This is a genomic window from Mycobacterium sp., assembly GCF_019247615.1.
In the GTDB taxonomy this organism is placed as follows: Bacteria; Actinomycetota; Actinomycetes; order Mycobacteriales; family Mycobacteriaceae; genus Mycobacterium.
The window spans coordinates 21799-44439 of record NZ_JAFBAT010000007.1 but is presented as its reverse complement, the minus strand read 5'-3'; the positions used below and the strand labels follow the sequence as shown (position 1 = coordinate 44439).

19 protein-coding genes are annotated in these 22641 nt (G+C 66.2%); 6 read left to right on the top strand and 13 right to left on the bottom strand.

Annotated features, from left to right (window positions below; translation table 11 throughout):
* Positions 1-78 precede the first annotated feature (78 nt).
* The 3 genes from holA to JO059_RS00510 form a co-directional block, all read right to left on the bottom strand.
* Positions 79-1047, bottom strand: a complete 969-nt coding sequence (gene holA, locus JO059_RS00520) for a DNA polymerase III subunit delta (RefSeq protein WP_293313811.1) — start codon at positions 1045-1047, stop codon at positions 79-81.
* A gap of 14 nt (positions 1048-1061) precedes the next feature.
* The gene (locus JO059_RS00515) at positions 1062-2600 is read right to left on the bottom strand and encodes a ComEC/Rec2 family competence protein (RefSeq protein ID WP_293313808.1); all 1539 of its coding nucleotides are present in this window, start codon (positions 2598-2600) and stop codon (positions 1062-1064) included.
* 83 nt (positions 2601-2683) lie between these two features.
* Positions 2684-3550, bottom strand: coding sequence for a ComEA family DNA-binding protein (locus JO059_RS00510; protein WP_293313776.1), 867 nt, complete (start codon positions 3548-3550; stop codon positions 2684-2686).
* A gap of 224 nt (positions 3551-3774) precedes the next feature.
* On the opposite strand from JO059_RS00510, the gene JO059_RS00505 reads away from it, so the two are divergent.
* From JO059_RS00505 to JO059_RS00485, 5 genes are all read left to right on the top strand, one after another.
* The gene (locus JO059_RS00505; protein WP_293313773.1) at positions 3775-4941 is read left to right on the top strand and encodes an acyl-CoA dehydrogenase family protein; all 1167 of its coding nucleotides are present in this window, start codon (positions 3775-3777) and stop codon (positions 4939-4941) included.
* 7 nt (positions 4942-4948) lie between these two features.
* Positions 4949-6064 (top strand): acyl-CoA dehydrogenase family protein, encoded by a 1116-nt coding sequence (locus JO059_RS00500; protein WP_293313770.1) that lies wholly within the window; start codon positions 4949-4951, stop codon positions 6062-6064.
* 142 nt (positions 6065-6206) lie between these two features.
* Positions 6207-7265, top strand: a complete 1059-nt coding sequence (locus tag JO059_RS00495; RefSeq protein WP_293313767.1) for a dihydrodipicolinate reductase — start codon at positions 6207-6209, stop codon at positions 7263-7265.
* Between the two features lie 129 nt (positions 7266-7394).
* A complete protein-coding gene (locus JO059_RS00490; RefSeq protein ID WP_293313764.1) occupies positions 7395-7850 on the top strand; it encodes an MmpS family transport accessory protein in 456 nt (151 codons plus the stop codon).
* Positions 7847-10756 carry an MMPL family transporter gene (locus JO059_RS00485; RefSeq protein WP_293313762.1) on the top strand — a complete coding sequence of 970 codons (2910 nt, stop codon included), beginning with the start codon at positions 7847-7849 and terminating at the stop codon, positions 10754-10756. Before JO059_RS00490 ends, JO059_RS00485 begins: the two co-directional genes overlap by 4 nt.
* Before the next feature lie 59 nt (positions 10757-10815).
* Here JO059_RS00485 and JO059_RS00480 read toward each other — a convergent pair whose 3' ends face one another.
* From JO059_RS00480 to nadD, 5 genes are read right to left on the bottom strand one after another with little or no spacing between them, the layout of a single operon-like run.
* A complete protein-coding gene (locus tag JO059_RS00480; protein ID WP_293313759.1) occupies positions 10816-11649 on the bottom strand; it encodes a DegV family protein in 834 nt (277 codons plus the stop codon).
* Between the two features lie 4 nt (positions 11650-11653).
* A complete protein-coding gene (octT, locus tag JO059_RS00475) occupies positions 11654-12445 on the bottom strand; it encodes a diglucosylglycerate octanoyltransferase (RefSeq protein WP_293313757.1) in 792 nt (263 codons plus the stop codon).
* On the bottom strand, positions 12435-13121 hold the full coding sequence (gpgP, locus tag JO059_RS00470; RefSeq protein WP_293313754.1) for a glucosyl-3-phosphoglycerate phosphatase: 687 nt from the start codon (positions 13119-13121) through the stop codon (positions 12435-12437). Before gpgP ends, octT begins: the two co-directional genes overlap by 11 nt.
* On the bottom strand, positions 13118-13519 hold the full coding sequence (gene rsfS / locus JO059_RS00465) for a ribosome silencing factor (RefSeq protein WP_293313751.1): 402 nt from the start codon (positions 13517-13519) through the stop codon (positions 13118-13120). Before rsfS ends, gpgP begins: the two co-directional genes overlap by 4 nt.
* Positions 13516-14184, bottom strand: a complete 669-nt coding sequence (gene nadD, locus JO059_RS00460; RefSeq protein ID WP_293313748.1) for a nicotinate-nucleotide adenylyltransferase — start codon at positions 14182-14184, stop codon at positions 13516-13518. Before nadD ends, rsfS begins: the two co-directional genes overlap by 4 nt.
* A gap of 130 nt (positions 14185-14314) precedes the next feature.
* Between nadD and JO059_RS00455 the strand changes: the two genes are divergently transcribed.
* Positions 14315-15358 (top strand): methyltransferase domain-containing protein, encoded by a 1044-nt coding sequence (locus tag JO059_RS00455; protein ID WP_293313745.1) that lies wholly within the window; start codon positions 14315-14317, stop codon positions 15356-15358.
* Between the two features lie 9 nt (positions 15359-15367).
* Here the strand turns inward: JO059_RS00455 and JO059_RS00450 are convergent, their stop codons facing one another.
* The 5 genes from JO059_RS00450 to JO059_RS00430 all read right to left on the bottom strand — a co-directional run bounded on the left by JO059_RS00450 (position 15368) and on the right by JO059_RS00430 (position 22533).
* Positions 15368-16816 carry a VWA domain-containing protein gene (locus tag JO059_RS00450; RefSeq protein ID WP_293313742.1) on the bottom strand — a complete coding sequence of 483 codons (1449 nt, stop codon included), beginning with the start codon at positions 16814-16816 and terminating at the stop codon, positions 15368-15370.
* Positions 16817-17692: a MoxR family ATPase gene (locus JO059_RS00445; protein WP_293313739.1), complete on the bottom strand. Its 876-nt coding sequence runs from the start codon at positions 17690-17692 to the stop codon at positions 16817-16819.
* Positions 17693-17725: 33 nt separating this feature from the next.
* Positions 17726-18973: a glutamate-5-semialdehyde dehydrogenase gene (locus JO059_RS00440; RefSeq protein ID WP_293313737.1), complete on the bottom strand. Its 1248-nt coding sequence runs from the start codon at positions 18971-18973 to the stop codon at positions 17726-17728.
* Positions 18974-19042: 69 nt separating this feature from the next.
* Positions 19043-20473 carry a mechanosensitive ion channel family protein gene (locus JO059_RS00435; protein ID WP_293313735.1) on the bottom strand — a complete coding sequence of 477 codons (1431 nt, stop codon included), beginning with the start codon at positions 20471-20473 and terminating at the stop codon, positions 19043-19045.
* Positions 20473-22533: an adenylate/guanylate cyclase domain-containing protein gene (locus JO059_RS00430; protein ID WP_293313733.1), complete on the bottom strand. Its 2061-nt coding sequence runs from the start codon at positions 22531-22533 to the stop codon at positions 20473-20475. Before JO059_RS00430 ends, JO059_RS00435 begins: the two co-directional genes overlap by 1 nt.
* Positions 22534-22641: the final 108 nt, after the last annotated feature.

Below are 22641 nucleotides of genomic sequence, written 5' to 3'. Positions count from 1 at the left end.
TGGGGGGCCGCTCAGCGGCCAACTCCCTTGAGGGTCGCTCAGCGGCCAGCTCCATTGAGGGCCGCTCTAGCCAGCACTTCAGCGGCGCCGGCCACCCCCAACCGCCAGCTCGGCAACCCGCCTGACCGCGGATTCCAGCGCATAGTCCGCGTCTGCGACGGCGCCCTTGACGTTGGCGTTGAGTTCCGCCACCACATGCATCGCGGTCGCCACCGCGTCGCGCGACCAACGCCGCGCCTGCTTCTGCGCTTTTTGCACCCGCCACGGCGGCATGCCGAGTTCGGCCGCCAGACGGTACGGGTCGCCGGCGAGTGGCCCGACCCTTCCGATGGCGTGGATCGCTTCGGCCAGCGCGTCGGCCAATACCACCAGTGGCTCCCCGCGAAGCATTGCCCACCTCAGCGCCTCGGTGGCTCCTGCGACGTCGCCAACCACGGCCTTGTCGGCAATGTCGAAGCCCTTCACTTCGGCCTTGCCGCTGTGATACCGCCGCACCGCCGCCACATCGACGGCGCCGCCGGTGTCGGCGACCAATTGCGAACAGGCCGCGGCGAGCTCGCGCACGTCAGAACCGACCGCGTCCAGCAGCGCTGTCACCGTCGCCTCGTCGACCTGCACGCGCAACGCGCGAAACTCCTTGCGGACGAAGTCGACGCGTTCGCTCAGTTTGGTGATCCGGGCGCAGGGATGCACCACGGCGCCAAGCGACTGCAGCTCGTTGGCCAGTGCCTTGGCTCGCCCACCACCCGAGTGCACCACCACGAGCATCGTGCCCGGCGGAAGGTCGGCGGCGGCGCCGGCGATCAGCGCGGCGGCGTCCTTACCCGCTTCGGCGGCAGCCTCGAGGACCACAATGCGTTCGTCGGCAAACAGCGACGGGCTCAACAGTTCGGCGAGCTCGTAGGTGCCGACGTCGCCGGCCCGCGCCCGGCTGATCGGCACCGCATCGGGTCCCAGGTCGCTTCCCGCACTCCGACGCGTCGACCGCATTACCTCGGCGACCGCCCGCTCGACCAACAGTTCCTCGTCGCCCAGGACCAAGTGCAGTTGCGCCGACTCGCTCACCCCCCGATGGTGTCACGTGGCTCTGACGACGGGCCGGCGAGTTCCGACAGTGCCCAGGCCGCCGCGCACACCACCACCGTCGCCGCCGCCAGCCCAAGCGACGTCCGAAACCAGGGCCGCCGCCACAGCAGCGCGGCGGACAGGAGCACCGGCAGCGTGGCGGCGACCACGACCAGCACGCCGGCCGCGCCGCCGGGAACCGGAACGGTCGCCGCGGGTACGCCGGCCGCCCATTTCGCCACGGCCAGGACCCACCAAAGTTCGGGCCCGGTGAACCGGATCAACAACTGAGCGCCGGTCGGCCACACGACGGATAACACCGCCGCCGCGGTGCCCAGCACGGTGATCGGCGCTACCACCGGTGCCACCGCAAGGTTGGCGCCCGCAGCCACGAGGCTGACCCGACCCGAGATGCCGGCCACCAGTGGGGCGGTCACCACGTGCGCAGCCCATGCGACCGCGAGGGCATCCGCCAGCGGCTTGGGCCAGCCGATGGCGACCAACCGCCGGGACCATACGGGCGCGATGAGGACAAGCGCGGCCGTCGCCACCACCGAGAGCGCGAAACCGGCGTCGACTGCCAGTTGTGGAGCTAGTGCCAGCACGATCAGCACCGTGGCCGACAGAGCCGGAATCGCTTGCCGGCGGCGCGAAGACAGCATCCCAGCCAACGCGATAGCGCCCATAACGGCGGCCCGCAGGACGCTCGCAGTCGGTTGCACGACGATGACGAAAGCCACCAACGCCAGCGCGGCGAGCACGACGGCGGAGCGCGGACCGATCAACCGCGCCGTGAACAGGACCGCAGCGCACACGATCGTCACGTTGGCGCCCGATACCGCCGTCAGGTGCGTCATACCGGCCGCGCGAAAGTCGCGGCTGGTGGCGGCGCTGACGGCGGACGTATCGCCGAGGACCATCGCGGGCAGCATGGCGGCCTCGTCGCCCGGCAAGGTGTCGCGGATGGCGTCCACGAACGAACGACGCACGAGGTGTGCGGCTCGCTGCACCGCACCGGCCGTGCCAACGGTGGGCCGGCCCGACGCGGTGAGAACAGCGACCGTCAGGTCACGACGGGACGGGCGGTTGATGCGGGCGGTGAACCGCATCGGCCGGCCGACCATCACCCCGCCGGTCTCCGAGCCGAAATCCGCTGTGCGTGCAAATACCACTACCCGGCCAGACGTTGCGTCGACGCCCAGTCGCTGCAGGGTGGCACGGAACATCAGCCGACCACCGGAGCGCAGTATCAGGGCGCTTTCGGTGGGAGTGACCGTCACCTGCGCGACGGTTCCGAACGCTGCGGAAATCGGGTGGCGACCTACCGCATCGACGCGCAGGGCGATCGCCAGCCCGAACCCCGCACCCACAATTCCGATGGACATCAGGCCCGCGGCGACAGAACTCAACCAGCGAAATCGGCGGGGCCGGCGCACCGCATAACATGCAATCGCGCCCGCGGCGGCCGCGAGCACCACGCCGCAGGACGCCACGGCCCGACCGACCGGCCACCAGATCCCGGCCGCGGTCACCATCCAGCCGGTGAGCGCGGCAGGTACCAAGCGCACATCGACGCGCTCGACGGCCGACTCGCCGGGGCCGGGCAGGCGCACCGTGGTCAGACACGGACCAGCGTGCGGAGCTTGTCGAGTCGCGCCGGACCGATGCCGTCAACGTCGGCGAGTTGGTCGACGCTGGTGAATTTCCCGTTGGCCTGGCGCCACGCCACGATCGCGGCGGCGGTCACCGGCCCGACGCCGGGCAGCGCGTCGAGTTGCTCGGCGGTGGCGGTGTTGAGGTCGAGCACCTCTCCCGCTCTGGGCTTCGCCGTTCCGGATACTCGCGGTCCGGGTCCCCCGGACACCGGCGCGGAACCCGAAGTCACGGAGCTGCCCAGCGCCTTCGACTGTCCGGGGCCGGCAGCCAGTCCCACCACGATCTGCTCACCGTCTGCGACCGGGCGGGCCATGTTCAAGCCGACGGTGTCCGCGCCGTCCACCGTGCCGCCGGCGGCTTGTAGCGCGTCGGCGATGCGCGCGCCGGGCGCAAGGGTCACGAGTCCGGGGGTATGCACCAGACCGACGACGCTGACCACGACCGGCCGGTCGGGACCGGCGGGCTGGGCGGGGCCGGGACTCGCCGACGACCTCGGAGTTGCGGTGGACGCCTTCTCGACCGGCGGCAGCTTCGCCGACATCACCGGCGCGGGCCGGTCACGCATCAGGGTGAACACGGTGACCAGCACAGCGAGGGCGGCGACGATCGCCAACGCTATGGCACCGGCGCGGCCCGGGTCGGCCCGCACCCGGGCCACCCAGCCGCGGCTCTGGGATGCCTCGGGAACCCAGCGTGGCAGCAGCGAGCTCTGGTCATCGCTTTCCTGCTCGGCGGCCACTTCTGTGCCATCGCCATCGGCGTGGGGATCGGTTTCGGGATCGGCGCCGAGTCGCCGGTGTAGCCGCTCTGCCGCAAGTTCTGTTCGCATGAGCCGACCGTAGGTCGGTCGACCGCCATAGCGGCCGTGCGCCGCCCATCGCGACGCCCACCTGTGGACTAATCCGAGGCTGTGCACAACCGCCGTGTGCGATGAGTCAATATGGAAGTCGGAGCGAACGACCGGCAGCGGAAAATCCCAACGACCGTCGAAACATCGGGGATTGTCCGGAGCGGGTCGCCCAGGCTCTTCCCCGCTGACGACAGGAGGTCGCCGTGCAACTGGCGCTCACACCCGAGGAAGCCGCCTTTCGCGACGAGCTTCGTACCTTTTACACCACCCAAATCCCCGAGGAACTGCGCGAGTCGGTACGCCAGGGTGCGCCGGTGACAAAGGAACTCATTGTCACCAGTCACAAGATCCTGAACGATCACGGGCTTGCGGTGCCCAACTGGCCGGTCGAATGGGGCGGCAAGAATTGGACGCCCACCCAGCACCAGATTTGGGTCGACGAAATGCAACTGGCGTGCGTCCCCGAGCCGCTGAACTTCAACGTGAAGATGGTCGGCCCGGTGATCGCCGAGTTCGGGTCCCAGGAGATCAAGCAGCGCTTCCTGCCACCGACCGCGAGCATCGACATCTGGTGGTGCCAGGGCTTCTCCGAACCGGAAGCGGGCTCCGACCTCGCGTCGTTGCGCACCACCGCCGCGCGGGACGGTGACACCTACGTCGTCAACGGGCAGAAGACGTGGACGACCCTGGGCCAGTACGCGGACTGGATTTTTTGCCTGGTGCGAACCGATCCGCAGGCGCCCAAGCGCCAGGCCGGCATTTCGTTTTTGCTCATCGACATGGCAACGCCGGGCATCACGCTGCGACCGATCAAGTTGATAGACGGCGGCCGGGAAGTCAACGAGGTGTTCTTCGAAGACGTTCGGGTGCCGGCCGATCAGCTTGTGGGACAAGAGAATCAGGGCTGGACCTACGCAAAGTTCCTGCTGGGCAACGAGCGCACCGGCATCGCCGGCGTGGGCCGCACCAAGGTCCGCCTCGCCGAGGTGAAAAAGCACGCCAGAGAAACCGGCTTGCTGGCTGACCCGCTCTTCGCCGCACGCCTGGCCGAGGCCGAAAACGAAGTCCTGGCGCTGGAACTCACCCAATCTCGAGTGACCACGGACTCCGCGGACGGCAAGCCCAACCCGGCCTCATCAGTGCTCAAGATGCGCGGCAGCCAATTACAACAGATCGCCACCGAGCTGCTGGTCGAGGTGGCCGGACCCGACGCGCTGCCAGTCGACGGCCCAAACAGTGGAGACATCGCCTCGCCGGCCTGGGCACAGTCGGCCGCCCCGCGCTACCTGAACTACCGCAAGACATCGATCTACGGCGGCAGCAACGAAGTGCAGCGCAACATCATCGCGTCGACGATCCTGGGATTGTGAGGCAGCCATGGACTTTCAGCTCAGCGACGAGCAGGCCCTGCTCCGCGACACCACCCGCGATCTATTGTCGCGCACCTATGACCCGGAGAGCCGCAACAAAATCATCGAGACGGATCTCGGTTGGAGCCGCGAAGTCTGGGGCCAGCTGGCCGACACCGGGATTCTGAGCCTCGGGTTCGAGCCCGAAGAGGCCGGTCAGATAGAGATCATGGTGGTGCTCACCGAGATCGGGCGGCGATTGGCGCCCGAACCGGTCGTGCATGCCGCCCTGGCCCCCGGCGCTCTGATCGCCGAACGGGGAAGCGACGCGCAAACCGCACTGCTGGACGAGGTTGCAGCGGGCCAAAAGCTGCTCGCGTTCGCCCATCTGGAAACGGGCCATCGGAAACCGACCGCTGTTGTCGCCACTTCGGCTGCCCGACAAGGCAATTCGTGGACGCTGACGGGTACGAAGAACCCCGTGCGGGCCGGTGACTGCGCCGACACGCTAGTCGTCAGCGCCGCATTGCCCGACGGCGGCACCGGCTTGTTCCTGGTGGACGGCGCGGCCGTGGAACGGCGCTGGTATCCGACGTTCGACGGTCAGCGGGGCGCTCAGATCGAACTGAACTCCACGCCGGCGGAGCCCCTCGGCGATGCCTCCGATGTCGGCGACGCCTCCCCCGCGATCCGCGACGCGCTGGTCCGCATCCAATCGGCGTTGTGTGCTGAAGCCGTCGGCGCAATGGAGGAAGCGCTGCGGCTGACCACCGATTACCTCAAGACCCGCAAGCAATTCGGCGTGACGCTCAACAAATTCCAGGCGCTCACCCAGCGGGCCGCCGACATGTACGTGTCGCTGGAATTGGCCCGCAGCATGAACTTCTACGCCGCCATGTCGATCGCCGACGGCAACCTGGACCCGGTGATCGCGTCCCGGGCGAAGCTGCAGGTCGGCCGGTCCGGCCGGCACATCGCGCAGGAAGCGATCCAGCTGCATGGCGGCATCGGCATGACCGCCGAGTATCCGGTCGGCCACTACGCCGCCCGGCTCACCGCGATCGAGCACACCCTGGGATCCTCACAGGACCACCTGCAGGTGTTGATCGACCACATCTGTGACCACGACTTGGCAAGGCTCTAGCTTGCGGATGCCTCGAAGTCGAAGAGACAATTCCGGCCACTCAGGCGATCTTGGGCGGCGGTGCCGATCCTTCGCAGATTCTTCGCGGCGCCGTGTTCGTGCGGCAATCTGACTGCCGTCGCCCCGGCGCAAAGGAGGCCCGATGAGCACCACCGGCACAGACCGTCCGCTGCGCGTCATCCAGTGGACGACCGGAAACATCGGGCGGCGCTCGCTGCACGCCATCATCGGCCGGCCGGACATGGAGTTGGTCGGGGTGTACGCCCACGGTCCGGCGAAGGTCGGCGTCGACGCCGCCGAACTGGCCGGCTGGCCCGAGCCGACGGGCATACGCGCGACCGATGACATCGACGCGCTGCTCGCTCTGAACGCCGACGCGTGTTGCTATAACCCGTTGTGGCCCAACGTCGATGAGCTCGTGCGACTGCTGGAATCCGGCGTCAACGTGTGCTCCAGCGCGGCCTGGATCACCGGCGGCAAGCAGACGCCCGAGGACCGCGAACGCATCGTGGACGCCTGCGAACGGGGTAACTCGACCATCTTCGGCAGCGGCGCTCATCCCGGGATGACGAACATGGTCGGCATGGTGCTCAGCGCCGCCTGCGAGCGCGTCGACGAGATCCGAATCACCGAGTCGGTGGACTGCTCGACGTACGAGTCGGCCGAAACCCAAACGGCGATGGGGTTCTCACAAGATCCCGACACACCGGGACTGGCCGAGAGCGTGCGGGCCGAGAGCGAGGTCTTCGCCGAGTCGGCCGCGATGATGGCCGATGCGATCGGGGCGAAGCTGGACAAGATGACCTTCGACGTCACCTTCACCGCGGCCACCGCCGACTCCGATCTGGGCTTCATGAAAATTCCCGCCGGAACGGTCGGCAGCGTCTACGGCTACCACCGCGGCTGGGAAGGCGACCGCAACGTCGTCAGCGTCGGATTCAATTGGACCATGGGCAGCCATGTGGTCCCACCCAAACCGCTCGAGCACGGCCACGTCATCCAGGTGTTCGGATTGCCCAACATGCGCACCGTGCTGCACTGCCTGCCGCCGAAGGATTGGACAGAGCCCGGGTTCATGGGGCTCGGCATGATCTACACCGCGATGCCGGTGACCAACGCGGTGCCGGCGGTGGTGGCCGCCAGGCCCGGAATCGTGACGCTTGCCGACTTGCCGCCGATCACCGGCAGGGTGGCGCCATAAGCGGATGCCTGCGCGCCGCCAAAGGCGACCCGAGGAACGGTTCCGTGCACTAAGGTTTAGGATGCTTAGCCGAGCAAAGGTTCTGCTGGAGCGGGCGCTGCAACCGATCGGTGAGCGGAAGGCGGTCAGGTGGGCGTTAGACCGAAAGCGGGCGCCATAGCCCGCGCCGCCAAGCGGGCGTGGATTCCCCTGTTGCTGGTGGTCGTACTGGCGGTCTCCGGATTGGTCGTCTCCCGCCTGCACAAGATCTTCGGCTCCCAGGATCTCAACGCCAATGCCGGCGCCGGGATCGAGATCGTCCAGTTCAACCCGAAGGTCGTCACATACGAAGTGTCCGGCGCGCCCGGAACCACCGCGGACATCAACTACTGGGACGAGAACGCCAACACTCACCAGGTCAATGACGCGCCGCTGCCGTGGTCCTTCACGATCTCGACGACGCTGCCCGCGGTCAGCGCCAACATCATGGCTCAAACCGACGGCAACCAGATCAGCTGCAAGATCACCGTGGACGGCGTTGTCCGCGAGCAGCAGAACGCCGACGGCCACAACGCGCAGACCTACTGCCTGGTGAAGTCCGCATGAGCGATGTGAACACCCACCGGGGCATCGAGGGCGCCGAGGACGCCGAGGCCACCGGGCCCATCAGGATCCGGAGATCCGCGAGGCCCGAACGCGGCCACTGGCCGCTCATCCCGCACGTCATCCGGTGGTTTGCGGTGCCGATCATTGTGGTCTGGGTCTTCGTCACGGTGCTGGTGAACGTCATCGTTCCCCGGCTCGAAGTCGTCGGTGAAGCACATTCGGCGCCGATGACGCCCCTGGATGCGCCGTCCATGAAGGCGATGATGCGCCTGGGCCACAACTTCAAGGAATTCGATTCCAACAGCACCGTCATGATCGTGCTGGAGGGCCAGCAACCTCTCGGCGACGACGCGCACCGCTTCTACGACAACCTGATTCGGCAGCTGCGGCAGGATCCCACGCACATTCAGCACATCCAGGACTTCTGGGGGGACCGGCTGACGGCGGCGGGTGCCCAGAGCGCGGACGCCAAGGGCGCCTACGTGATGTTGAACCTCGCCGGCAATCAAGGCACGACACTGGCGAACGATTCGGTCGAAGCCGTGCGCAAAGTGATCGAGCGAAATCAGCCGCCACCGGGGGTGAAAGCGTACGTCACCGGGCCGGCGGCGCTGTCCGATGACATGCATATCATCGGCAACGCGAGCCTGGCCAAGATCACGCTGTTCACCTTGGGCGCCATCGCCATCATGCTGCTGCTTGTCTATCGCTCCATCGTGACCACGCTCGTCCAGTTGTTCATGACCGGTATCGCGCTGGCGTGTTCACGGGGAGTCATTGCGGTTCTCGCGTACCACGATGCATTCGGGCTCACCACGTTCGCCGCGAACATTCTCACCATGCTGGCCATTGCGGCCGGAACGGATTACGGCATCTTCTTGGTGGGCCGTTATCAAGAGGCTCGCGCGGCCGGTGAGGATCGGGAAACCGCGTATTACACCACATTTCGCAGCGTGTCTCCGGTTGTGTTGGGCTCGGGCCTCACCATCGCAGGCGCGACGTACTGCCTCAGCTTCGCGCGGTTGCCGTGGTTCAACACCATGGGCGCGCCCGTGGCGATCGGAATGCTGGTGGTGGTGCTGGCGGGCGTGACGCTCGGCCCGGCGGTGATCTTCGTGGGCAGCATGTTCGGGCTCTTCGAACGGAAGCGGGCGGCCAGAGGCCGGCTATGGCGTAGGGTCGGCACCGCTGTTGTGCGTTGGCCCGCACCGATTTTGGCGGTGAGCGCGGCCGTCGTCCTCGTCGGTATGGTCGCCCTCCCGAGCTATGTCACGAGTTACAACGACCGGTACTACCTGCCGACCAGCGCCCCCTCCAATCTCGGATACCAGGCCGCGGACCGGCATTTCTCCCAGGCGCGGATGAATCCCGACATGTTGATGATCGAGTCCGACCACGACATGCGCAATCCCGCCGACATGCTCGTCTTGGACAGGGTGGCCAAGAATGTCATCCGGACCGTCGGTATCGCCATGATCCAGGACATCACCCGGCCGCTGGGCATTCCCATTCAGCACAGCTCCATACCTTTCCAGAACAGCATGCAGAGTCAGACCACCATGCAGAACATGACCTTTTTGAAGGACCGGATAGCCGACATCCTCAAGATGGCCGATGAGCTGCAGGTCCAAATCGACTACACACAGCGCTTGTACGCGGTGACGCAAGATCTTTCGAATGCTGCTGACGACAGTGCCAGGACCACCGCGGAAACTTCGAGAATCACTGATGAATTACGGAACCATCTAGCGGATTTCGATGACTTCTGGCGCCCGATACGTAGTTACTTCTACTGGGAAAGGCATTGCTACGACATCCCGATGTGCTGGTCGTTGCGGTCGCTGTTCGACTCGTTGGACGGGATCGACGAGCTTGCCGGCAAATTTCACGAGCTCACCGCCGACATCCAGCGCACCGCCTCGGCCACGCACGAGATGCTGGTGTTGATCCCGACGATGATTGCGACGCTGAAGACCACGAAGGGCATCACACTGACGCTGTACCAGACCTTTAAGGCGATGATCGACCAGATGGAGGCCATGAGCAACACGGCGGTCGTCATGGGTCAAAGCTTCGACGCCTCCAAGAATGACGACTTCTTCTACCTGCCTCCGGAAGCATTCGACAACCCGGACTTCCAGACGGGGCTGCGGATGTTCCTGTCACCGGACGGTAAGTCGGCGCGCTTTTTCATCACTCACCAGGCCGATCCCATGACACCGGAAGGGATCTCGCGTGTCGCAGCCGAACGAACCGCAGCTCAGGAAGGGCTCAAACAGTCGTCGCTTTCGGATGCCAAGGTTTATCTGGGCGGCACCGCCGCAACCTTCAAGGACATGCACGACGGCGCCAAATACGACCTGATGATCGCGGTGGTATCGGCGCTCACGCTGATCTTCATGATCATGCTGCTGCTCACGAGGAGCGTGGTCGCCGCACTGGTCATCGTCGGCACCGCGGCCAGCTCGATCGCCGCGTCGTTCGGACTGTCCGTGCTGATTTGGCAGGACCTGTTCGGCATCAAGATCCACTGGATCGTGATGGCGCTGTCGGTGATCATCCTGTTGGCCGTCGGATCGGACTACAACCTCCTGCTCGTCTCACGGTTCAGGGAGGAGATCCATGCCGGACTCAAGACGGGAATCATCCGGTCGATGGCAGGCACCGGCGGGGTGGTAACGGCTGCGGGTCTCGTGTTTGCGTTCACGATGGCGTCCATGCTCGGCAGTGAGCTGCGGGTGCTGGGCCAGTTCGGGTCGACCGTGTGCATCGGTCTGTTGCTCGATACGCTGATCGTGCGCACGCTGTTGATGCCTTCGATCGCCACCCTGCTGGGCCGTTGGTTCTGGTGGCCGCAAGTCGTCCACCCCCGCGGTGACAACGCCCGCCGGGCGGTGCGGGCCTGAGACTGCTACGAGTCCCGGCACGACGAAAATCGAGTACCAACCTGCAACGCTTGCGACGGTCAAGACTCGGGCAGTTGCAGGCAGACGCCGACGGCTCCGGCTCCGACATGCAGCCCGAGCACCGGACCCAGCGGGGTGATGATCGCCGGCCCGCAGGCGGGCAGCCGCCTCGCCAGCGCACCCGCCACCTCTGCGGCCCCGTCCGGGTTGGCGACGTGGTGCACGGCCAGGGCGGCCGCGCGTTCACCGACGACCTCGCACACCCGGTCGATCATCGCTGCCGTCGCGTGGGTCACGGTGCGAACCCGTTGGGCCAGAACGAGTTTCCCGTCATCCATGCGCAATAGCGGCTTGAGCGCAAGCGCGGTGCCCAGCCACGCCCTGGCCCCCCCGAGCCGCCCGCTGCGGCGCAGGTTGTCGAGCCGGTGCACCACCACGAACGCATGGCCGCGCGATACCGCCGAACTCGCCGCCTGCGCGACGGCGTCCAGGTCGGCGCCCGCGGCCGCCGCCCGAGCGGCTGCCAGTGCGACAAAGCCGATGCCCATCGCGGCCGACTTCGAGTCGACCACCCGCACGTTCGGGTCGAGGTCGGCCGCGGTCCGTTCGGCGGCGCTGCAGGTTCCCGACAACGCCGACGAAATGTGCACCGCCACCACACCGTCCCCATCGCTTTCGGCCAACGCCTGCTGGTAGGTGTCGGCCAGTTCGGCCGGGGTGGCCGCCGCCGTCGTGGCGTCCTGCTGATAGATGTCCTCCGGGATTTCGTCCACACCGTCGCGCAGATCGCGACCGTCGAGCAAGACATGCAGCGGAACCACGCGTATAGCCCACTTTTCGAGCAAGTCGGCCGGCAGGCGCGACGACGCGTCGGTCACCACCACGACAGCCATGTCGCTACCGGCCCGGCTTCGAGTTCGGCAGGTTGGCTGTCTGAAAGGCTGTCTGAAAGGCCGTCTGCAGGGCCTCGGCCAGCGCCTTGAGCATCAGCTCCGCGACCGCTTGGTGGGCTTCGAAATTCCAGTGAATGCCGTCGGGATTGCCGCGTCCGCTCATGATGTGTTCGGCCACCGCGGCTTTGAGATCCACCAACGGAATGTTGTGGTTCTGCGCCCATTGCGTGATCGCGGCCGCGGTACCCGCGCGGCCGTGGTGCGCCCGGCCGTACGTGTCGGCGATGTGCACCGAGGGTAGCGACGCCACGATGGGAATGCCGGGACGGTTGAAATCGATTGCGCCACGCGTCTGTTCAAGGTATTCGGCGCTCAAACGCGGCGGCAACGCGGGTCTGGCGACTGGCGACAGGCGCGGCTGCAACCACCCATAGCCATCGCGGACCCAGCGCCGCAGCGACGGTGGGCGCACGTAGCGGATGGACTCGCGCAACACGGTCGGCAACACCGAAGGGAGCGAATCCATGCCCCCGGTAGCGAAGATCACCGCGCCCGCCCTCGGCAGCGCCGCCCAGGCCCGCGGATCCTGGGTCGCCGCCCACCAGACGTCTCGGCAGGTCCAGCCGATGCGGCCGATCAGCTCCAAATCCCAATCCAGGTGCGAGGCAACAATATTGGGCCAGATGCGAGGATCGTCCGCGGGCAGCCCGCCGGTGGGCCCGTAATACGCCAGCGAGTCGGCGAACACCAGCAGCGAGGGCCTGGGGCCTTGCCTGTGGGAAGGGTCAGAGGACATCGTTGGGCACCTGGGCCGAAGCGTTCCACACATCGAGGCGCCAGCGGATACCTCCGGGACCTTCCGGGTCAGCGCCGTCGCCGCCAATCGAGTGGCCGGAAAGCTGCACCCAACTGGCGTTCCCCATGCCGCCCAGAATCGGCCAATTGGCAACCGGAAGGCGCAGCAGCGCAGCCGACAGCGCGGCGATCAGGCCACCGTGGGCGACCAACACCACGGGTCGGTCCGGCCCGTTGGGATCGCCCCATTCGGGCTCATCCGACACCAGTTCGCTGACCACGGGCAGGCTGCGGGCGGCTACGTCGACCCGGCTTTCCCCGCCGTGCGGTGCCCAACTTGCGTCTTCGCGCCATGCCAGCCTGGCGCCCGGCGCTTCGGCGTCGATCTGGGCGTGCGTCAGGCCCTGCCAATCTCCCAGGTGGGTCTCGCGCAGGCGCGGATCCACCCTGATCGACAATCCGGTCCGCTCCCCCAGTTTGATCGCGGTGTCGTAGGCGCGGTGCAGATCCGACGACACAATCAGCAACGGCTGCAGCTTTCCTAGCACCTCGGCGGCGGCAACCGCCTGGGCGCGACCGAGGTCGGTGAGCGCGGAGTCGAGTTGCCCCTGCATCCGGCTATCGGCGTTGAAGTCGGTCTGTCCGTGTCGCAGCATCACCAGCCGGCGAACTCTCATTGCGCGCTCGCTGAATCCGCCGAGCCGTCGTCCCCGAGGGAATCCGTGTCCACGGGCACCACCGGGCAGTCACCCCACAGCCGGTCCAGGGCGTAGAAGTTGCGGTCGTCCTGGTGCTGGATGTGCACGACGATGTCGCGGTAATCCAGCAGCGTCCAGCGGCCTTCCCGGGCGCCCTCGCGGCGCGCCGGCCGGTAGCCCGCCTTGCGCATCTTCTCCTCGACCTCGTCGACGATTGCGTTGACCTGCCGTTCGTTGGACGCCGAGGCGATGACGAAGCAGTCCGTGATGACCAACTGACCCGAGACGTCGATGACGACCACGTCGTTGGCCAGCTTGGCGGCCGCCGCGCCCGCGGCCACGGTCGCCATCTCGATCGCTTCCTGGGTCGCCGTCACGTGTTGTTCCCAGTGGTGAGGGTCGTCTTGCTCGCGTTCGGCTCGAGCGGTTGGTCGCTGCGGTACAGGCGACGCTTGGAGACGTACTGCACCACGCCGTCGGGCATGAGGTACCAGAGCGGTCGGCGCTGCGCGGCGCGTCGCCGGCAGTCGGTCGAGGAGATCGCCAGCGCGGGAATCTCGACGAGCGTCAGCGCGTCCTCGGTCAGCTCGCCCAGAACACCGGTGACGTGTTCGCGCCGCAGCTCGTACCCGGGTCGGCTGACGCCGATGAAGCGGGCCAGCCCGAACAGCTCTTCCCAGCCCTGCCACGACAGGATAGAGGCCAGCGCGTCGGCGCCGGTGATGAAGTACAGCTGGGCGTCGGGGTTGAGCGCGTGCAGATCGCGCAGCGTGTCCCTGGTGTAAGTGGGTCCGACGCGGTCGATGTCGACGCGGCTGACCGAAAACCGCGGGTTGGATGCCGTGGCGATCACCGTCATCAGATACCGATCCTCCGCGGCGGATACGTGCCGACTCTTTTGCCACGGTTGACCGCTGGGCACAAAAACCACTTCGTCGAGCTGGAATAGGTCGGCGACCTCACTGGCGGCAACCAGGTGCCCGTAATGGATGGGATCGAACGTCCCACCCATCACACCCAACCTGCGAAGCTGCTTTTGCACGATGTGCCAGCTTACTTGAGCCTACGAAGGCGGCGTCTGCGCAAGAGACGCAGATGGCGGAGGTGAACAGCGCCCGTGGGGTTGATGGCGTTAAGCACCGTAAGCGCCCGTGGTCGTGTAAAAGAGGGCTGTGGACGATTTGTCGCTCGGATCGATCGATTCGGCGCAGCTCGAGGGGTGGATGACCCGGCGGTTCTACACCCGATCGGTGGTCACGGGCGAGATTGCGCTGCCGGCCGTTCCGAGCATGATCGACGAATACGTGACCATGTGCGCGAACCTCTTCGCCGACGTGGGCAGGAGGTTTGCTCCCGACGAGCTCGCCCACCTCAGAAAGGTGCTCGAGAGCCAATTGACGGAGGCCTATTCGGCCTCCCCACGGTCACGCATCGTCATTTCGTACACCGCCCCGATCGGCGCGGCCTTGAATTACGAAGTCAAGGCCCAATGGTGGACGGTGGCCGGTGCCTACGAGAACTGGATCGAGACGCGCGAACCGCCGCTGTTCGGTACCGAACCCGACGCCCGGGTGTGGAATCTGGCCCGCGAGGCAGCCGATCCAGCGACCCATCGAGTGCTCGAAATCGGAGCGGGGACGGGCCGCAACGCCCTGGCACTGGCCAGGCGGGGCCACCCTGTCGACGTGGTGGAGATGACGCCAAGATTCGCGGAAATGATTCGCTCCACGGTCGAGAAGGAATCGCTCGACGTACGCGTCGTTGTGCGCGACGTCTTTTCGACGACGGACGACCTGCGGCGCGACTATCAGCTGATCGTGCTCTCCGAGGTGGTCTCCGATTTCCGTACGACACAGCAGTTGCGCGCGCTGTTCGAAATGGCCACCGACTGCCTGGCGCGCGGCGCCCGCTTGGTGTTCAACGTCTTTCTGGCCCGCGGCGGCTACGCTCCCACCCCGGCCGCACGCGAGTTCGGACAGCAGGAGTACACGAGCATCTTCACTCGTCAGGAGGTGTCGGTCGCCGCGGCCGGACTGGCCCTCGAACTCGTGGCCGATGACTCCGTATACGACTACGAGCAAGCGCACTTGCCGCCGGGCGCGTGGCCGCCCACCAGCTGGTACGCCAATTGGGTCAGTGGCCTCGACGTGTTCCCGGTCGAGCGTGAGACGAGCCCGATCGAGATGCGCTGGCTCGTGTTCCGCAAGACGCGCTGAGGCCGGCGATCAGACCGGCAGCAGCTGGTCGATCACCGCCGCCAACTGCTTGGCCGACCGGCACTCATGCATCGTGATCACCTCTTGGTAGCGTGGCACCGCCGAATCGCCGCTTCCCCAAAGGTGTTTCGGCTCGGGGTTGAGCCAATGTGCGTGGCGGCTGGCGGTGACCATGTGCGCCAGCAGTTCGGTTTCCGGATTGCGGTAGTTGGTGCGCCCGTCCCCGAGCACCAGCAGCGAACTGCGCGGCGACAGCACGTTCGGAAACGCTTGCACGAACGAGGCGAATGCGTTGCCGTAATCGGAATGCCCGTCGCGGCTGTACACACCGGCCTCCCGGGTGATGCGCTGGATGGCCACGGCCAGGTCGGCTTCCGGGCCGAACATGTGGGTCACCTCATCGGTGGTGTCGATGAAGGCGAACACGCGAACACGCGAGAACTGCTGGCGCAGAGCGTGCACCAGCAGCAGGGTGAAGTGGCTGAAACCGGCGACGGAGCCGGAAACGTCGCACAGCACCACGAGTTCGGGGCGCGCCGGGCGGGGTTTGGCCAGCACCACGTCGATCGGCACGCCTCCGGTGGACATGGACTTGCGCAACGTCTTGCGCAGATCGATCGCCCCGGCCCGACTCCGTCGCCGGCGGGCCGCGAGACGAGTTGCCAGTGTGCGGGCCAGTGGCGCCACGACTCGTTGCATCTGCCGCAATTGTTCACCGGAGGCCCGCAGGAATTCCACGTTCTCGGAAAGCTGTGGAATGCCGTACATCTGGACGTGATCGCGCCCGAGCTGCTCGGCGGTGCGACGCTTGGTCTCGGCGTCCACCAATTTACGCAGCTGTGAAATACGCTGCGCTGCAAGGGCTTTAGCTATCTGCTCCTGAGTTGGCGTGGGTTCGTCGCCGTACGGCGCCAGCAGCCCCGCCAGCAGCTTGCCCTCCAATTCGTCCAGCGCCATGGCCTTGAGCGCCTGATACGACGAGAACGATGGGCCGCGACTGGAACTGTACTTGCCGTACGCCTCGACGATCCGCGCAATCATCGCGACCAGACGCTCGTCCATGTCGGCGAGGTCGGGGTTCTCGGTCAGCAGATCCAGCAGCATCTGCCGCATGGCCTCGACGTCGTCGGCGGGCAACAACCCGTCACCGGACGCGTCGCCCGCTCCGTCTTCTGCCACTACCGCCCGCGCGCCGAGTGCCGCGGGGAACCACAGGTCGAACATGGCGTCATAGGTCTCCCGGTGATCGGGACGACGCACGACCGCGCACGCGATACCCTCGCGCAGCACCTCACGATCGCCCAGCCCGAGAGTGGCCATCACCCGCCCGGCGTCCACCGTCTCGGACGGTCCCACCGAAATCCCATGCCCGCGAAGGGCTTCAACGAAGCCAACCAAATGTCCGGGCAGCCCATGGGGGGCCAGCGGACGGCTGGGACGGATGCGGCGAGCGGCCATCTAATTCAGCCTCAGTTCCCCCGTCGCCCGCTGCTGGTCGGACTGATGTTTCAGGACGACACCCAGCGTCTGCGCAACGACCGCATCGTCGATCGTGTCGAGGCCCAGCGCGAGCAACGTGCGGCCCCAATCGATGGTCTCGGCGATCGACGGCACCTTCTTGAGCTGCATCCCGCGCAGCACGCCGATGATGCGCACCAGCTCCTCGGCGAGGTGCGCGGGCAGCTCGGGAACCCGGGACAACAGGATGCGCCGTTCCAGGTCCGGGCTCGGGAAGTCGATGTGCAGGAAAAGGCAGCGCCGCTTGAGCGCCTCGGACAGCTCCCGGGTCGCGTTGGAGGTCAGCACCACGAACGGCGCCCGCTCCGCGGTGAGCGTGCCCAGCTCGGGAACGGTCACCGCGAAGTCGGAGAGCACCTCCAGCAACAGGCCTTCGATCTCGATGTCCGCCTTGTCCGTCTCGTCGATGAGCAGGACCGTCGGCTCGGTGCGGCGGATGGCCGTCAGCAAAGGACGTGACAGCAAGAATTCCTCGCTGAACACGTCAGTCTTGGTCGCCTCCCAGTCGCCGGAACCCGCCTGAATACGGAGTATCTGCTTGGCGTGGTTCCACTCGTACAGCGCGCGAGCCTCATCCACGCCCTCGTAGCACTGCAGGCGCACCAAACCCGAGCCGGTCGCCTGGGCAACGGCGCGCGCCAGCTCCGTCTTGCCCACTCCGGCGGGGCCTTCCACCAGCAGCGGCTTGCCGAGCCGATCCGCCAGGAACACCGCGGTCGCCGTGGCGGTGTCCGGGAGGTAACCGGTCGCGGCCAGCCGTCGCGAGACGTCATCGATGTCGGCGAACAGTGGCGCGGGCCGGGCGGGCACAGTCACAATCTCGGGTCTCCTAAAACTTTGCTCGGGGCGTCAGGCCGGACGGATCTGCCCGTCTCCCCAGGCAATCCATTTCGTCGAGGTCAATTCCGGCAATCCCATCGGGCCGCGCGCATGCAGCTTCTGCGTCGAGATGCCCATCTCGGCACCGAAGCCGAACTGCTCGCCGTCGGTGAACGCCGTCGAGGCGTTGACCATCACCGCGGCGGCATCGACACCGTCGGTGAACCGTTGAGCCGCAGCCAGATTGGTGGTCACGATGGCCTCCGTGTGACCGGTGCCGTATTCGTTGACATGGGCGATCGCGGCGTCTACGCCGTCGACCACCGCCACCGCGATGTCCATCGACAGGTACTCGCGACGCAGATCGTCCTCGTTCGCGTCAAGATGCACCGTCACGCCGGCGTCCTGCAGGGCGGTCACCAGCCTGGGCATCGCCTCGCCGGCGATAGCCGCGTCGACCAGCAGCGTCTCGGCGGCGTTGCACACGCTGGGCCGGCGGGTCTTTGAATTGAGCAGAATCCGTTCCGCCACGTCCAGGTCGGCGGATGCGTGTACGTAAACGTGGCAGTTGCCGACGCCAGTCTCGATGGTGGGCACCTGCGCGTCGCGGACCACCGCGTCGATCAGGCTCGCTCCCCCACGCGGGATCACCACGTCCACCAGGCCGCGCGCCTGGATGAGGTGGGTGACCGTGGATCGATCGGCGGCCGAAAGCAGTTGAACGGCGTCGGCGGGCAGCTCCTGGCCGACCAGCGCGGCGCGCAGCACGTCGACGAGCGCCTGATTGGACTTCGCCGCCGACGAGCTGCCCCGCAACAGGGCCGCATTGCCGGACTTGAGCGCCAGACCGAAGGCGTCGACGGTGACGTTGGGCCGGCCCTCGTAGATCATGCCGATCACGCCGAGCGGAACCCGCTGTTGGCGCAGCTGTAGCCCGTTGGGCAGCATGTGCCCGCGCAGCACTTCTCCGACTGGATCGGGCAACCCGGCGACCTGGCGCAGACCGGCAGCAATCCCGCCTACCCGCTTGGCGTCCAAAGCCAACCGGTCGAGCATCGCGGCGGGCGTGCCGACGGCTCGAGCGTTGCCGAGATCATCGGCATTGGCGGCGAGGATCCGATCGGTGTGGGCGACTATCGCCTCCGCCGCCGAAAGCAGCGCCGCATCCTTGGCCGCGGTCGGCAACGACGCCAGCGCGCGGGCAGCGACCCGGGCGCGGCGAGCGGCGTCGTGGACCTCCTGGCGCAAGTCAGGCTGCGACGGAGCTTGCAGACTCATTGAACCAGGGTATCGGTCCTGAGGCGGCCAGGATCGGCTGCCCCAGCCGGCATGCCGGGAGCGCGGATCTCAGGCGCGTGAACGCACCGGCTCCTCAGCCGTCCGCTCCCCGCGCCTGACCTGCCGCACTTTGCTTCGACGTTCTTCCAGGATCCGGCCGAAGTTCTGCAACAGCAACGGCTCGCGGGTCACCAAGTGCTCGATGTCTTCGCGATCGATCTCCAGTGCGGTCACCTCTTCGAGCGCGTATGCGGTGCCCATATTCGGCTGGCGCGTCAGGGCGGTCAATCCGAGGAACGAGCCCTCGAACAGCGTGCTGACCGGCACCACGGACCCGTCGTCGGCCGTGGCGGTCAGCTGCACGCTTCCGGCGACCAAAAACGTCATGGCGGTGGGTACCTCGCCTGCATATTCCACGATTTCGTCGGCGCCGTAGCGGACGAGGCGGGCACACGAATACAGCTGCCGCTGTTCCTCGGCGTTGAGCCGCAATGCCGGCGCGGCCACGGCGCGCACCGCCTTTTCGACACGCTCGCCGGTCGAGTACTCGTCCGTGCTGTCGTCGAGGTGCAACTCCTCCCGACGTGCGGCGTACCAGACCCAGCGCAGAAACGTTGTTCGCGCGGCACCATCGTCGGCGGGTGACGTCAGCCCGATGCTCGTGCGGTACTCGCCGCCGCCCACGGGGACCGAGCGGGGCACACTGTCGGCCCTGAGCTGCGGCAGCGCACTGGCCACCCGCGACAGCATCGCACAAACCCGGTCGGGCGGGTCAGCGACCGAAAACGTGGTGGTGATCGCCAGTTTGTGCGCGCCGACGGGACGACTGAGGTTGATGAACGACGTCGTGGCGAGCATCGAGTTCGGCATGATGCGCATGCCGCTGCCGGTGTCGATGTGCACGGCGCGCCAGTTCACCTCGATGACGCGTCCCTTCCCCGACGGCGTGTCCAGCCAGTCGTTGATCCGGAAAGGTTGCTCGAACAGCATGAACAAGCCCGATACGACCTGGCCGACGGAGTTCTGCAGCATCAGACCGATCACGACCGATGTGATGCCCAGCGCCGTGAACAAGCCGCCCACCCGCACGCCCCAGATGTACGACAACATCAGCGTCAGACCGACGCCGATCAGGCTGAAGCGGAAAACGTCGAGAAAAATAGCGGGCAGGCGTTTGCGCCAGCTCTCTTCGGGCGCGGCCTCGAACACGGTGGCGTTCACCCCGGACAGCAACACGACCAGCACCAGCAAGCCCAACACCGTGGTCAGCGTTCGCACCCCGACCGCCCCGGCCGGCACTTCCCATGCTTTGACGAGCAGCAGCAAGAGCGTCGCCAGCGGCAGCAGGTAGTTGCGCAGCAGGCCGATCTGGTGGGTCAAACGGCTGTTATGGCGGACGAGCGTCTGGTGGAGCTCGGTGAGAAGGATCAGCCCGACGGGAAAACCGATCGCGATGCCGACCGCCCAATAGAACCAGGGCGAGTGCCAGGCGGCGTTCATCACCGCTCCGACAGTCGGTAGATCGTCTGGTCGGCTCCACCGACCGAAATGTTGCCGGCGGGCGCGAAATGGTGCACGTCCCGCATCGCTTCGTACACCGGGGAGCTGACATAGATGCCGGCCTGGGGTGCGCCCTTGTGCATCTGGTAGGCGAGACTCACGGCGGCACCCCAGATGTCATATGCGAGGCTTGACCGGCCCACCAAGCCGCTGATCGCGCTGCCGGTGTTGATGCCGACCCGAAGGGCTAAACCCCGACCGGTCTGGCCGTTGAACCGATCGATGATGCGTTGCATTTCGAGGGAGAATTCGATGCTCCGGTGAATGCTGTCCAATCGCGGAGTGACCAACCCACAGCTGGCCAGGTAGCCGTTGTGGAACGTGCGAATACGTTCGACGCCAAGGCTTTCGGCAGCCGAGTCAAACTGCCGGAACAGTTCGTCGACGATCCCGACCAATTCGTCGCCGGGAAGGTCGTTGGACGTCTCATCGAGTCCGACGATGTCCGCGTAGATCACGGTGACGTCCTGGTGTTTCTGCGCGATGGTCGCCTCGCCCTCGCGATAGCGCTGGGCGATCGACTCCGGCATCAGCGCCAGCAGCAGGCGGTTGTTCTCGCTGCGCTGTTCGTTGAGCAGCTCTTCCTTGATCGCGAGATTGCGACTCATCTCGTTGAAAGCCCCCGTGAGATCACCGATTTCGTCGCGTGTCATCACCGGAATGTTGATGTCGTAGTCGCCGGAGCTGATCTTCCGGGTGCCCTCCTCGAGGCGCCGGACCGGCCGCATCGCGGCCTGTGCGATGAGCATCGAAGCCACGCAGATGGCGAAAATCAGCGCGCTGATCGCGATCACGAGCGTCTTGCTGAACCTGCCCAGCCGCGCAAAAGCATCGGAGTCGTCTCGCGTCGCGAGGATCGACCAGTGCAGGTCGGAGTTGGGAATGTTCATCGGGGCATAGGCTTCCAGTTCCGGGTTGCCCATGTAATCGGTGGCGCTGACTACCCCGGTTTCCCCTCGTTGGGCGGCACGAAGACCCGTGGTCCCAACCGGCTGCACCAGCGTCGTACCGCCCAACTTGATCGCTTTGTCCGCTACGTCTGGCGGGGTGCCGGCGGCTATCACCTCCCGCCGGTATTGCTGCGGGTCTTCGAGGAAATCCCGTGAGTCGGAACGCATCAGATCGTCGGGGCCGGCCAGATACGTTTCGGTAGAGGGGCCCATGCCGGCGGCTTCCCAGTGCCTGTTCATGGTCATGATCCTGTTGATCTTGGCGATCGGCAGAGGCAAGGCCATCACACCCGCGAATTTGCCGTTCATGCCGACGGGCGACACCACCCACGCCGTGGGGGCGTCGAGCTGCGGCTGATATGGCTGGAAGTCGGTAATCCAAACGAAGTCGACATCATTGGACCGCAAAGCCTTTACGTATGCATCGTGCAGATTTGACTCGCGATAGGGGCCGGTGAGGATGTTCGTGCCGAGGTCGGGGCCTTTGTCCACGCTGTAGACGACGTTGCCCTGCATGTCCAGCAGCAGCGCATCCGGATAGTCGAAGCGGGTGACTATGCCGCGGATGTAGAAATCGAAGCGGGCGTTGGCCGCCGACCACGCGCTGCCGTCGCCTGCGTCCTGGGCGGGCATCGGGTCGGCGGGCGACCTGGGCGGCGCGGTGTAGTACGCCTGAATGTACTTCTGCGCTGGAGAACTCGGCAGAACCGCGTTGATATCGATGGAGTTACCGGTCAACCGTTTGATCGGTTTGATCATGTCGTTGTCGTAGTAGTCGACGAGCGCCTGCTGCTGGGCCGGGCTGATCGTCGCGTTGGCCAATTGGTTGAAGCCCGCGGCGAAGGATGTCGTGGCCTCATTGATGCTGAATCCACCGCTGTAGATGATTATCGAATTCGTCACTTCCCTGAAGAGGCCCTCGACCTGTCTCTTCTGCGACTCGCGCAGTTCGATCAACCGCTCGGATTCCACCTGCCGCAGCGCGTTGCGGCCGGACATTGCCCCGATGAAGCCGATCACCGCCACGCCGAGGATGCCCGACAGCAGCATCGCGACCAGGATCTTGGACTGGATGCCGAACCGAAAGCGGCGCGACAGCCGGGGCCACCGGATACCGTTGCGAGTCTTGTCAACCGGTGCGGATTCGGCTGCGGCTGC